The sequence below is a fragment of the Nostoc sp. CALU 546 genome, assembly GCF_048836525.1.
In genome coordinates, this window is sequence record NZ_JAWJTF010000013.1 from 1 (window position 1) to 12,780 (window position 12,780).

The window sequence follows — 12,780 nt, forward strand, 5'->3', positions numbered from 1 at the left end:
ACCTCACAAAATCGCGTTGCTCCCGTTGTTACCTGCTTGTTTTACAACTGATTGCGCCCTGACCCCAGCTTCAGCCTGCATAATTCCTAGTATGCTCACTGTGGGCAGATAGGGAGTCATTTGTCTCCTCAAAGGCAGGGTTTTCACTTACATCAATGGAACAGTTATACGTATTGAATTATATTTTCATTACATACTCTCGGTTATGAATTTACCTGGAAACGAGTCGGACACGGAAAATTTCCGTATAATTTGAAGGAGGAAGATATTTTGATTGTAGGCTTTTGCAATGGGTTGCATGGTGGCAATATCTAAAAATTCAGGTCATGGCAGGGAGTGGCATGGCGGCTCTAGTGTGAAGTGTCAACAGCGATGATGGTTCCCAATAAATTTGGCAGGATAGATCGCCGCTGCTTAGCTTTTGTGATGAGTGTGGTCTTTACCACTGTTGCTGATACACCCATCAACGCCCGACCCAGAAACTTCACAGCACCTCAGCCAGTAACAGCAGAAGTACCCGCTTCACCACACAATCAGCAATTCGCGCAAGCCTTGGATGGACAACAGTCCGTGTTTGTAGGGCATAAGGGAAATATCAATAGTGTAAAATTTAGCCCTGATGGGAAATATATTCTCACAGCTAGTGATGATAACACTGCCCGTTTGTGGGACAAAGCGGGGAATTCAATTGTTGTCTTCCAGCATAACGATGAGGTCAAGAGTGCTGTATTTAGTCCCGATGGTACTCGCGTCCTCACTACTATTGGACATGGAAGCTCCCTTTACCTGTGGGACAGACAAGGCAAATTATTAGCCCCACTTCGGGGGGGACGTATCACGAAATTCAGCCCCGATAGCAGCCTAATTCTCACCATTGACTACGCAAACGAAACTGGTCGCCTGTGGGATAAACAAGGTAAGCTTCTGGCTGAATTACGGCATAAGGGCGACATTGACATTGCCGAATTTAGCCCTGATGGAAAGCAAATACTAACGGCAAGTCGGGATAACACGGCTCAACTCTGGGACATCCGTGGCAATCCTCTAGTGACTCTTCCACATGAGAGTCGCCTCATGAGTGCGGAATTCAGCCCTGACGGTCACAGTATTATCACAACGGCTTTTCGGAGTCATGTTGCCTACCTTTGGGACAGGCAAGGGAAGCTTATAGCTAAGATCGAGAACTATTCTGACAGTCATGGACATGCTGAACTCGACAATGCCAGGTTTAGCCCGGATGGTCGCCTGATTGTCACGAGCAGTCATAGAGATATTCGCCGCCTCTGGGACGGAAATGGCAGTTATCTTGGCGTTATTCGGGGACATACAGCCGATATTAACACTACAGAATTCAGCCCAGATAGTCGCTATATCCTTACAGGCAGCGATGATAAAACTGCTCGCCTTTGGGATGCAAAGGGTAAAGCCGTAGCTGTTTTCCAGCATGAGCAGCCTGTCCAAAAGGCAGAATTTAGCCCCAATGGAGCCTATATTCTCACCACCAGTGGGAGTAGCTGGGAGGATCAAACCATGCAAATCTGGGACAGAGCAGGAAAACTCCTTGCTGGTTTTCGACGCGAGAATAAAATTAGTGGCGTGGAATTTAGCCCAGATGGGAACCAGATTTTTACCTGGGGAGGCGATACCGCTCGCTTGTGGAATATCGTAACGACATTAGCGGCTCAACCTCAGCAAGCAGAAGCATTATCAACTTTTGATCAACAGGTAGCTCAACAAAACGCGCAACTGACACTTCTAGAGCATGAACAATCTGTTGATAGTGCTGAATTTAGCCCAGATGGAAACTACATTCTCACAAGAACTTTTAATGGGAGAGAACCACGTCTGTACGATAGAAGAGGCAAGCTCTTAGCAACGCTCCGGGGGCATGAGCAGGCTGTTGATAGTGCTGAATTTAGTCCCGATAGTCGCCAGATTCTTACTACTAGCTTAGATGGAACTGCTCGCCTTTGGGACAGGGAAGGGCATTCTTTCACGATTTACGATCTACGTGAGAATAAGCCTGTGCGGGCACAATTCAGTTCCAACGGGCAACACATACTTTTAGCAGGCGGGTTTACACATCTGAGCTATCTTCTATTGGATAGACAAGGTAAGCGTATAGCTGAGTTTCAGGGACATAGTGCTACATTTAGCCCCGACGGTAACTTTGTTCTTACTGCTGAAGAGAAAACTGCCTACCTTTGGGACAAAAAAGGAAATCTCATAACCGAGTTTAAAGGGCATAAGAAGCGTGTCCACAGTCCGATATTTAGCCCCGATGGTCGCTACATTTTCACTGCCGGTTTTTTTGAAGATGCTCGCCTCTGGGATAGAAAAGCTAATCTCTTGGCTAAGTTCCGGCATGAAGGAGAGGTAACTCATGTTGAATTCAGCCCTGACGATCGCCATCTTCTCATTCTTAGCTATCATCCACTGAATAATCCAGGAGGTAGCCTTAGCCCAAATGCAGAGCTATGGACTAGGGAAGGCAATACCTCAACTGCTGTTCAACTGGGTAGGGTCACCAGTGCGAAATTCAGCCCTGACGGTCATCATATTCTCATTACTAATTTGGATAATTCTGCCCGCCTTGTGGATAAACAAGGTAATCTTTTGACTGTTTTTCAGCACGAAAACAGAGTCGAGCGGGCAAAATTCAGCCCCGATGGCAATCGCGTTATCACGACTAGTCAAGATAACACTGCGCGTTTGTGGGATAAGAAAGGCAAGCTGTTAGCTATTTTTCGCGGGCACAAGACCGTGATTACCAGTGCTGTTTTCAGTTCAGATGGTCGCCAGATTATTACCGTGAGTCGAGACAATACCGCTCGCTTGTGGGACGCGGCAGAGGCAATTGCGGCTCAAGCAGAACAGGTTACAGCCCTCCAAAATTCACAGACACACCTGCCTGTGAATAATAATCAACAAGCTGACATTGTTCGACAAGCTGTTCAACTAAGTCAGCAAGGAACCCTTGCGTCCAGAAAACTTGCCCTCCAGAAGTTAAAAGATGCCTTGAAGCTTTACGATGCCAACAAAAACCCTGCTAAGGCAGCTGAAGTCTTACTCTATATCGGCGATATTCGAGCTAACTTAGGAGAGTTTCAAGCTGCCCTCAATGCTTATACTGAAGCTCTGCCCCTAGCTCGGCAAGCTGGGGCGATCGCGGAACAAGCAGCGATTTTCAACAGCTTGGGGCAACTCTACAAATATCTAGCCAACCCAAATGCTGCCCGCGACTACTATAAGCAAGCTTTGCCCCTGTGGTATCAACTCAACGACAAAGGGAGAGCCGCCGCTACCTTGAATAATCTTGGCGATCTTGATATGGCTACAGGGAGCGATCCAAATGCAAATCCGCTGAAGTCCTACAACCAGGCTCTCCCGCTTGCCCAATCTGCGGGCAACAAAACAGTGGAAACCGCCGCGCTGATGGGCATTGGTAGCTACTACATCGCTTCAGCAGATTGGGGCAGTGCCCTCAATGCCTACCAGCAAGCCCTGATCATCACCCGCCACCTCAACGACAAAATCTATGAAAGCGCCATTCTCAACCAGACGGGGAAAATACACGCCGCTTTAGGAGACAAGGCTACTGCCCTCAAACACTACAACCAAGCCTTACTGATTAGCCGAGAGGTGGGCAACCGTTTAGGGGAAGCCACCACTCTCAGTAATATGGGTATTGTTTACCGACATACTAAGCAGCCCATTGAAGCCATCAAATATCTTGAACAATCTGCAAACCTTACCTTACAACTTCGTAGCGGTATAGGCAGAGAAAATCGCAAAACATTTTTAGAAAGCAAACTAGGTAGCGCAGTTGGCTTAATTGACTTACTTATCAACCAAAATCAGCCAGCACGCGCTTTTGAATGGGCTAACCTTGCGACAGTAGCTGACTTAGCTGATTATTCTCGCCTTGTTGATGCCAAAGTCGCCAATCCAGAAGCACAAAAAGCAATTGATCAGTGGAAACAAAAGAACATTCAATTGCAAAGTCTGCGAGAGGATTTGCAAAAAAACTTTTCCCCAGAAGTATCTCAACAGGTTAATAAACTACAGGAACAGCTTTATAAGGAAGCAGAAGAAATTAGAACTCGCTTTACAGAAATAGCCGACTTGTTTGAAACCACACCCACAGATATTGCGGAACTAAAAGCCAGCATTTCCGCAGGTACAACAGTGATTCAGCCTGTGCTGCTGACTAATGTTGAAAAATTCCCCAACACAATTGCTTTGTTTGTCTTAACCAGAGACAAACTAACTGTGAAAAAAATACCTGTTGACCCTGCTAAATTTGATGTTCTCATAACACAAACCTACGAAAAATTAACCAACCGTCACGATTCTGAATACCTCGACAACTTAGAACAACTCTACAACTTAATAATTCGCCCAGTAGAAGCAGAAATTCAAGCCAGCAAACCCAAACAACTCAGCTTCATCGCCACTGGCAAACTGCGTTACATTCCCTTTGAAGCACTCTACGACGGTAAAACAGACCAATATCTAATTCAAAAATATCCCATTAGCTACCTGACTCGCCTTTCTACTCATTCCCTGCAAGCAACAACAACGCCCGCAGTTGCTAAAAAAGTCCTGGCATTTGGCAATCCTATTCCCAAGCCACCCCTGGAGCTAAAAGAAGCAGAAGCAGAGGTAAAAAATATTATGCCAATTTTCCCTGGTAGTGAAGTATTTATTAACAGTGAAGCCACACTTAATACTTTCAAAATCCAATTGCCGCGCTTTCCGATTCTGCACTTAGCAACGCATGGCTGTTTCCAAAAAGGTGGCTGTCGTAATTTGGGATTAGAAGAGAATACTTTGCTGTTTGCTGACCAAAGATTCAATATTAGAGATGCTGCTTTATTGGGACTAGAAAATACGGAATTAATTACCTTGAGTGCTTGTCAAACAGGTTTACAAACCGAATCCAATGGTGAAGAAATTTCTGGGCTTGCTTACCTGTTTGAACGTGCTGGCAGTAAAGCTGTAATAGCTAGTTTGTGGAGTGCAGATGACAAAACCACTAAAGAAATTATGGTGCAATTTTACCAGAATATTAAGCAGGGAATGAACAAAGATGAAGCATTGCGTCAGGCTAAATTGAGTCAGATTGATAGTCATCCTTTCTTTTGGTCGCCATTTGTGTTAATTGGTAATGGGCGATAAGTCTAGAGAGCCGGTCTAGTAGAAGTACTTGACCGAAAACGCAAGATATTAGCTAGTGTGGTAAAATTCACTAGAGAAGACGACTCTCTAGATTAGCCAAGTAAGCCTTGGGGTCTCTGCGAAATCGATACTGTTCAATTCTGGCTTTGTGGTGTTTTTGCAATTGAGAGCGTAATTCGAGCCAAGTATGAATATCAACTTGTGCTAAATCAGATGCGGTAAAAGAATGAAGCTTAGTAGGGTGTCCGCCGAGATACCTGTAAATTGGGACACGTTGTAAATAAATATTGCAGCGAATGCTTTATTGATTTACTAACTTGCCCAAAAATGATAATGGACGAATCAAAATTTTGCACGTTAAAACCAAGCTTTTACGTTTCTTTGTCCCTTGCACTTGCCCATAAATGACCCTTTTAGGGAATGTCTTCATTTGAATAGCCAAGTTTTGGCTGAGGCTGAAACAACGGTAAACCAAGGTTTTTGGTACTTAGCTTTACAAAACTTTACAACGTGTCCCATTGATAGGGTCGAGGGGAACATTACTGTTCCACCCCTCCCATCCGAAACCGTGCATGAAAGTTATCCCTTCACACGGCTACTCAATGTGTTTCCCTATTGTCACGGAGGGACTTCTGACTACCATCAGTGGCAGTTTTGACATCGTGGCAATGACGGTGCAGTAATTGAAGATTGTTCCATTCCTTTTTACCTCCACAACTCAGGGGTTTTATGTGGTCAATCTCCAATAAATCACCTTCAAGAAAATTTAAACCACATCCCATACATTTACCTTTTTGTTGCTTAAGTAGCTTCTTTTTTGTAGTAGGTAAATCTGGATGATTACTTAACCTTAAACTCCAGTAGATAGTGTCACCATCATATGGGCTTTTATCCCCTCTAACCTTCACATAATGGTTAACACTGGAGTGAAATTCGATATGTGATAGTAACTTTAATCCGTTACTATCTGGTTTAGTGGTGAATACCCAATGGTTGTCACCTATGGTGTGCCAATATTTTTGATGACCCTGGTTGATGCTTCCAGTTTGTCTTTTAGCCCATCTTCTTAATCGAAGATAAGTTATTCTATCTAATCGGGCGAAATCCCCAACAGTTCCAGCGTCTGAAACTCTATAATATGAAGCCCATCCCCTAATAATAGGGTTAAGGTCTTTAATTAGTTCCGCTTGGGAACGAGACTTACATTTTGTGATGACGCTTTTCATATCATTTTTGTGAGCATCAATCGCCTTTTTTGATGGGGTAATGAGGGTAATAAAACCAAGACGAGTACCGAAACTATTTTTATTTTCTCGGTATTTACCCACTTTTTTATGCTGAATATGGTGTCCCAGAAAATCAAATCCTGCTTGACCATCCTCGCTTAAATGTGGGTGCGGTGTATGTGCTACACGGGTCTTTTCTGGTTTCAGTTCTAAGCCAATGCCTTTGAGCCAACTTCGACTGGTGACATCCTTGGGCGCTGACTCTGAGACTACAGCATCGGCTGACCAACCTCACGGGAGCCCTATATTTCCCTTACAAATCAAAATCAAGGCTGAAGGTTTGGTCATCAGAATCCTCTGGTTTAGAGTCTGTAGATAGCTCTTTAGTCGGCTGAATAAGTTGGTTTGACTCAGTATTAATCGGCGTAAAAGCTACTTTTTGTGCTGGTAATCCACCCTTTATGAAAACAAAATAACAATCAATGATAAAGTAAAGCGTCTCCAGGTAACTTTTACCTAGTTGTTGGGACTCTGCAAATATGCGTTCTCGGTAGTTATCTTTGAGCCGAATTTTTTCCGGAGCTAAGTCTTGTTTATCTGTCATTGTTATAACTTCACTTAAGAGATGTGTTTGGTGAATTCTTGCTAATAATGGTTTTTGCCATTTCTAGAAGCCCAAAGACATTAGCTTCCACTGGATTATCCAGTATTTTGAAGCCATTCTTTTCTAACAACTTTTTAAATCCAGGTAAGAGGCAACCTCCACCTATCGCCCAAATTTCGTCCCCTTGGTGCTTGGCATCAAGTGTCAGATTCACCACTTTCTTCAAGTATTTTTCATACCAATCTTTCAAGCAAGCGCTGTAGACATCTTTGATGTCGATATCACGGCTGTACTTGGTATGTCCCATTTCCAGACAAAATCGGATCTTGGATGCATCCCCAATTTTCCCTCCATTTAAATGTTTCATCTTTTGGGCAATATCATCAATGAGAACTTCTACACCTATCGGATAGGCGGTGTGAACTTCTCGTTTCCCCTGGTTGTAACGAGAATACAGAGTCGTACCATTGCCAAAGTCTAAAATGGTTAATTTTTTCGGCAGTTGATGCCCAAATAATGCACCCATCCCCTCTAGGACAACTTTCAGCACTTCTACTTTCACCTCTGATTGTTTACCAGCAAGTATTGGCTGATATTCCCCACTTAGTACTTTTTGCAATTCGTCAGCCAGACCTACATCATGTAAGCTGACGACTAATTTTAAGTGCCAAGCCTTACGGTGTGGTAGATGTGCCAATGCACCCAATAATGTCAACAACGCATTATTGACTTTGTTTTCATTGTTATCCGTGTTCCGGTCAAAATGATAACCTGTACGGAAAGCTGATTCTCCGACTGTGTAAGCAGTGCCGTTAAAAACTACTCGTCCGGGTACATCTTCCATCTCGGCATTGGTTATATAGCTGGGGACACGAACTACTTCAAAGCCATCGACTAAAAGTTTTAGGCTTCCATAACCGTTATCAAAGCCAGCAGGAAAAATTTTTTGTAAGGTATGAATGTTCGACATTGGGGGAAAGGTAATACGGTTCAATTTGTAAAAGTTATCAGTTGAGAAGATATGGGGGAGCAAAGGAGAGAAGAATAAAATAACTACCTCTTTTTTCTCCAGCCTCAAGAGCTTATCATACCCCCTTGGGGGCTAAGTGGGGTATAAAGTGTCAAACAGTCAAATATACCCCACAAAACACCCATATATACCCTATACAGGTGTCAAATACTCATCGAAGTCCTGAATCATTTTTGGGGTACATATAGCCCCTATAAAGCCCCCATGAGCATTTGTGAAGTTTTATTTTCTGAATAAAATAAAACTGGTTTACTAGATTGCACTATTATGCAATTTAGTTATTGCTGAATGACTAAATTCAGTCTTGACTAAAATCAGCAACAACTAAACGGGACAAAAATCTATCTTTACATCTATCTTCTCGAAGAGTAGGACTTTTTGAGAGCTAAAGTAATGACTAAATAGCGTTAATTACAATTTAGTCATTTGTAAATGACTAAATTACATAATGACTAAATAACTTAAAAACAACATTATGCATTATGATATTGACTAATTTACACAATGCTGCTGGTAGTCAGTAAAATGTTAATTCTTACTTGTGCATCCTTGTCCGGTGGCCAGGGAAAAACAACTGTTGCAATCTTGTTGGGTAGAATGCTTGCTCAAACAGGACAGCGTGTACTGATGATTGATGCCGATCCCCAAGCGAACCTAACTTTTTACCTGGGGCACGAAGTTCAGCAGAATCAACCCACGCTTCTAGAAGTTCTCAAAAAACAGATCAATACTGAAGACGGTATTTATGAAATCGGAGAAAACCTATGGTTAATTCCTGCTGATGATGGATTAGATAATGCTCAAGAATTTTTGTCTGGGAGCGGTATGGGAGCTATTGTTCTGAGCAAACGCTTAAAAGAGGTATCAGATCTATTCCAATACTGCATTATCGATGCACCACCTCAGCGATCGCAAATCTGCCTTACATCGTTGGGGGCAGCTGACCATATCATCATTCCTGTAGAAGCATCATCCAAAGGTGTAAATTCTCTCATCCGAACTCTAAGTTTAGTTGAAGAACTTCAAGAAATTGATGCTTTTTCAGGGATAGTGCTTGGCATCTTGCCATTCAGAGATAAATGGGTAGGTAATAACCAAGTCGCACAAAGTAAGGCGAGTATTAGTGCAATGCGAACAATTGCCGAAGAAATAGTCGTTTTACCTTCAATTTTAGAATCTGAACAATTTAAAAAGGCCATAGATAAAGGTGTAAGTTTGTCCTCTCTAGGCTTTGAACAACTCGAAACTCCCTTCCAACAAATTATCGAGAGGTTACAAAAGAATGTCTGATGTTTTTGAGCGCCTTAAGAAAAAGACACGTCCAAGTGTTCCAGCACGGGATACAACACTTGTAAAAGTACAACACGATAACTTACTAAATGACCAAATTACTGAATTTAGTCATTTACCTGAAAAACCAAAACCGGATTTAGATAGTGAGGAAGTAATAAACGATAAGGTAAGCACTTCTAATCAAGAAGAGCAGTTAGAGTTACCGCAGATCATCAGGCGAACAATCAGGTTAGAACAGGACATTGATACCAAACTAGATACGTTTTGCAATGTAAATAAAATTACTAGAGATACTTTCCTAGAAGGTGCATTTATCGTCTGCTCAGAAAATGAGGAATTATTGCAAGAGGTATTAAACCAAGCTAGAAAACGTTATCAACAGCGTAAACAAGCTGGTGAACAACGCAAATTTCAGACATTGGCTAAGAAAATTAACGTTAACGATTAAGTTAACCCTAATCCATCCGTGAGAGGTTGTGACTTTGATTATAAATTAAGCAAAAAGTTCAATTTATGGTTTCTTATCAGCTTTTGGTGATAGTGATAGAAAAGGGTGGTCAGCTACTTCGCTTACCGCGTTGGCGATGGGCTACGCCCCACAGTAGGTGACATAGATGTCAGTTTCAATTTTGGAGTAGCGATCGCTCATCGGGCTGTGTTAATCCGGTCGTTGCAAGACTAAAGCCGTTACTCGACTGGGGGTGAGAGCACGTTGGGAAGAAGAGCTTACTTTGGGGGAAGCGTCTTTTGTTAAACCTTCAAACTGAGCGCTCCTCATCAGAAGGCTGTTCAGTGAGAGTATTGGCTGCCTCTTGTAACAGTTCCACAGTTGTTGCCAAGAGCGTTCGTACACGAGTTAACTGATTTCGGCGCTCAATCCCCAGCCGTGCTTCAGTGTTTCGCGGATCGTCATCATGGCTTAAATGAACAACTTTCACTTTCTGCTGTTTTTCAGATGGTTCAAATATTGGCTCAGGAGCAGTGAGTTTGTTGTATCCATAAACTCCACTTGGGCGCTTCACATTATAATGATGTACTTCACAGCCACCAGGAGCAATGTAGCATCCTTCTAGATTATTTAAGTTGTGATGCAATTGTTCTACACAGGCGGCGATCGCTTCCATTTGTGCAGCAACGCCCAGCGATTGTGCACTTTGAGGACAACCTCTTGACATCAGCATCATCATTGCCGCTTCGCGGCGCGTGGTTCTAAAGGTTTCCTCTCTGCGTTCCCACTCCTGTTGCCGTTGGCAAGACGCAATCTCCCGCACGCGAATTAGTTCGATTTCCTCATCTGGAGTCAATTTAATAGCTGCTCCACAGGTTGTATAATTGAAGCATTCTCCAGGGTCAATACCCGGTTGCAACATCATTGAGGCACAGTCAAAGCCAAGTCCACATATCTTACGCGGCATGATTTCAAATTAGTTCTAGCTTAATAAACTTATTTTTGTTGGTTCGCAGACTAATTGAAAAAATCTCAACGGAGTAATCAGGGTTCTAACTTATCTTGTCGCAGACAAAGTGAAAATTTATCGCGGAGTAGATGAAAAATTCCTACCAAATTCGCGGACTAATTGAAATTTTCCGCCAAATGAGGATAAAAGGTCGCAACTCATTACAGTATAAGGCTTTGGAGAAATACTTTTATAATTAGCGATCGCCATATAGTACGAGGGAATAAGGGTTACACAAGGTCATTTTCAATTAGTCTGCGACAATTTTTCACATAGTCCGCGACAATTTTCATTTAGTCTGCAAACCGACATTTTAATAGCTAGAACAAAAGGCTATGTGAAGGCAAATGGTATTAATCGTAGTTAATGTCGGATAAAAGATAAGGGTTACTTATTTTGTATTGGGAGGAGCGATCGGGTATGATGGTTGAAGTCGGAAGTCGGAAGTCGGAAGTCGGAAGTCGGAAGTCGGAAGTAAGAATAAAGAAAGATAAAGATAAAGTACAGCGAGTATAAGTATGGATAAAGACATTAGTATTACTGACAGGAGTAAAGCGTTTGCGGTTAGAATCATTAAGGCTTGTAGCTTTCTTGATGAAAAACCGGGGGTTTGCCGCACGCTATCAAAGCAACTGTTGCGTTCTGGTACGAGCATTGGTGCTAACGTGCATGAATCTCGTTCGGCTCAGTCTGATAAAGATTTTTTGCATAAAATGGAAATTGCTTTGAAAGAAGCACGCGAAACTGAATACTGGTTAGAGATTTTAATTGAATCAGAAGTCGTTGAGAAATCTAAATTTGAGTCATTACTTAAAGAAGCAGATGAGATAGTGAAGATACTTGTAGCCTCTACGCGCAAAATCAAGAATAGATTAAATGAGAATAAATTTTCAAAGTTGGATGCTACAGAGCGCAACTAAACCTTAGTTATTTAACTCAAAAGCCAGTTCCTCATCAATATTTTCTACTTCCGACTTCCGACTTCCGACCTCCGACTTCAACTGAGTTGCTTCTACACGCAAAATTAAAGAGAGATTAAATGGCAATAAACTTCGCAGTAGGAAGATAGTGGTTGCAAGAGATAAGCACTCAGAATTGACAACTACTGTGAACTCGAAAGCAATACCCCCCAGCTAAGTTACACATTCTTACTTCCGACCTCCGACCTCCGACTTCCGACTTCCTTAAAACTATGGCTCGTGATTTATTCCACAATATTGTGAGGTCTGCACTGGAAAAAGATGGTTGGTTAGTTACAGATGATCCACTAAATATTCGGTGTGGTGGAGTTGATGTTCAGATTGATTTAGGTGCAGAACTCCTAGTTGCTGCCGAAAAAGCTGGAGAAAAAATAGCAGTTGAAATTAAAAATTTTGTCAGTGCATCGAAAATTTCAGAATTTCATACAGCACTAGGACAGTTTATTAATTATCGGACTGCATTACGTGCAGAAGACCCTTCGAGAAATTTATATTTAGCTATCCCATTGGTAACTTATAATGATTTCTTTAACTTGCCTTTTATTCAAACTGTAGTCAACGAAAACAAACTGAAATTGATTATTTATAACGTTGAAACTGAGGAAATAGAGCAATGGATAAGTTAAATGAATACCGCACAAAAGTTAGGCAATTATTAACTAAATATATCGATTATAAGCCTAGTTATGGAGATGTAGAGGTCGAACAGATTTTTGACGCAGAGTATGACCATTATCAAATTATTAGCATTGGATGGAACAATCAAAAACGGATCTATGGCCCAATAATGCACCTAGATATCAAAAATAATAAAATTTGGATTCAACAAAATACAACGGAAGTAGATATTGCTTTAGAATTGATGGAAATGGGTGTACCTAAACAAGATATTGTCATTGGTTTTCATACTCCTAAAATGCGTCAATTATCGGGATTCGCTGTGGAATAAACATGATACAAAACGCAGAATCTTTGCCACCATTGCGATTGAGCATGTATTAGTTACTAG

The 12,780-nt window shown here is 42.0% G+C and carries 11 protein-coding genes; 7 read left to right on the top strand and 4 right to left on the bottom strand.

Annotation, left to right across the window (positions count from 1 at the left end):
- Positions 1-372: 372 nt before the first annotated feature.
- Positions 373-5,181 carry a CHAT domain-containing protein gene (locus RRG12_RS09035; protein WP_420759021.1) on the top strand — a complete coding sequence of 1,603 codons (4,809 nt, stop codon included), beginning with the start codon at positions 373-375 and terminating at the stop codon, positions 5,179-5,181.
- Between the two features lie 599 nt (positions 5,182-5,780).
- On the opposite strand, the gene RRG12_RS09040 is transcribed toward RRG12_RS09035, so the two are convergent.
- The 3 genes from RRG12_RS09040 to RRG12_RS09050 all read right to left on the bottom strand — a co-directional run bounded on the left by RRG12_RS09040 (position 5,781) and on the right by RRG12_RS09050 (position 7,981).
- Positions 5,781-6,509: a group II intron reverse transcriptase gene (locus RRG12_RS09040; RefSeq protein WP_420759022.1), complete on the bottom strand. Its 729-nt coding sequence runs from the start codon at positions 6,507-6,509 to the stop codon at positions 5,781-5,783.
- A 211-nt stretch (positions 6,510-6,720) separates the two neighbouring features.
- Positions 6,721-7,011: a hypothetical protein gene (locus RRG12_RS09045; RefSeq protein WP_420759023.1), complete on the bottom strand. Its 291-nt coding sequence runs from the start codon at positions 7,009-7,011 to the stop codon at positions 6,721-6,723.
- 10 nt (positions 7,012-7,021) lie between these two features.
- Positions 7,022-7,981 (bottom strand): ParM/StbA family protein, encoded by a 960-nt coding sequence (locus RRG12_RS09050; RefSeq protein ID WP_420759024.1) that lies wholly within the window; start codon positions 7,979-7,981, stop codon positions 7,022-7,024.
- A 585-nt stretch (positions 7,982-8,566) separates the two neighbouring features.
- Between RRG12_RS09050 and RRG12_RS09055 the strand changes: the two genes are divergently transcribed.
- The 3 genes from RRG12_RS09055 to RRG12_RS09065 all read left to right on the top strand — a co-directional run bounded on the left by RRG12_RS09055 (position 8,567) and on the right by RRG12_RS09065 (position 10,016).
- Entirely contained in the window at positions 8,567-9,331 is a 765-nt protein-coding gene (locus tag RRG12_RS09055; protein WP_104902300.1) for a ParA family protein, read from the top strand.
- Positions 9,324-9,782 (top strand): hypothetical protein, encoded by a 459-nt coding sequence (locus RRG12_RS09060; RefSeq protein ID WP_104902257.1) that lies wholly within the window; start codon positions 9,324-9,326, stop codon positions 9,780-9,782. Before RRG12_RS09055 ends, RRG12_RS09060 begins: the two co-directional genes overlap by 8 nt.
- Before the next feature lie 105 nt (positions 9,783-9,887).
- Entirely contained in the window at positions 9,888-10,016 is a 129-nt protein-coding gene (locus RRG12_RS09065; RefSeq protein WP_258169889.1) for a hypothetical protein, read from the top strand.
- 76 nt (positions 10,017-10,092) lie between these two features.
- Here the strand turns inward: RRG12_RS09065 and RRG12_RS09070 are convergent, their stop codons facing one another.
- On the bottom strand, positions 10,093-10,749 hold the full coding sequence (locus RRG12_RS09070) for a hypothetical protein (protein WP_420759025.1): 657 nt from the start codon (positions 10,747-10,749) through the stop codon (positions 10,093-10,095).
- 560 nt (positions 10,750-11,309) lie between these two features.
- Here RRG12_RS09070 and RRG12_RS09075 point away from each other — a divergent pair.
- The 3 genes from RRG12_RS09075 (at position 11,310) to RRG12_RS09085 (ending at position 12,720) form a co-directional block, all read left to right on the top strand.
- The gene (locus tag RRG12_RS09075; protein ID WP_334708698.1) at positions 11,310-11,711 is read left to right on the top strand and encodes a four helix bundle protein; all 402 of its coding nucleotides are present in this window, start codon (positions 11,310-11,312) and stop codon (positions 11,709-11,711) included.
- A gap of 272 nt (positions 11,712-11,983) precedes the next feature.
- Positions 11,984-12,397: a XisH family protein gene (locus tag RRG12_RS09080; RefSeq protein ID WP_190936670.1), complete on the top strand. Its 414-nt coding sequence runs from the start codon at positions 11,984-11,986 to the stop codon at positions 12,395-12,397.
- A complete protein-coding gene (locus RRG12_RS09085; RefSeq protein WP_190936671.1) occupies positions 12,385-12,720 on the top strand; it encodes a XisI protein in 336 nt (111 codons plus the stop codon). The genes RRG12_RS09080 and RRG12_RS09085 overlap by 13 nt, the downstream gene beginning before the upstream one ends.
- The last annotated feature ends 60 nt before the right edge of the window (positions 12,721-12,780 follow it).

Coding starts and splice junctions, on each gene's coding strand:
- RRG12_RS09035 (WP_420759021.1), top strand. CDS start 373: ATGATGGTTCCCAATAAATTTGGCAGGATAGATCGCCGCTGCTTAGCT.
- RRG12_RS09080 (WP_190936670.1), top strand. CDS start 11,984: ATGGCTCGTGATTTATTCCACAATATTGTGAGGTCTGCACTGGAAAAA.
- RRG12_RS09060 (WP_104902257.1), top strand. CDS start 9,324: ATGTCTGATGTTTTTGAGCGCCTTAAGAAAAAGACACGTCCAAGTGTT.
- RRG12_RS09085 (WP_190936671.1), top strand. CDS start 12,385: ATGGATAAGTTAAATGAATACCGCACAAAAGTTAGGCAATTATTAACT.
- RRG12_RS09055 (WP_104902300.1), top strand. CDS start 8,567: ATGTTAATTCTTACTTGTGCATCCTTGTCCGGTGGCCAGGGAAAAACA.
- RRG12_RS09070 (WP_420759025.1), bottom strand. CDS start 10,749: ATGCCGCGTAAGATATGTGGACTTGGCTTTGACTGTGCCTCAATGATG.
- RRG12_RS09050 (WP_420759024.1), bottom strand. CDS start 7,981: ATGTCGAACATTCATACCTTACAAAAAATTTTTCCTGCTGGCTTTGAT.
- RRG12_RS09045 (WP_420759023.1), bottom strand. CDS start 7,011: ATGACAGATAAACAAGACTTAGCTCCGGAAAAAATTCGGCTCAAAGAT.
- RRG12_RS09075 (WP_334708698.1), top strand. CDS start 11,310: ATGGATAAAGACATTAGTATTACTGACAGGAGTAAAGCGTTTGCGGTT.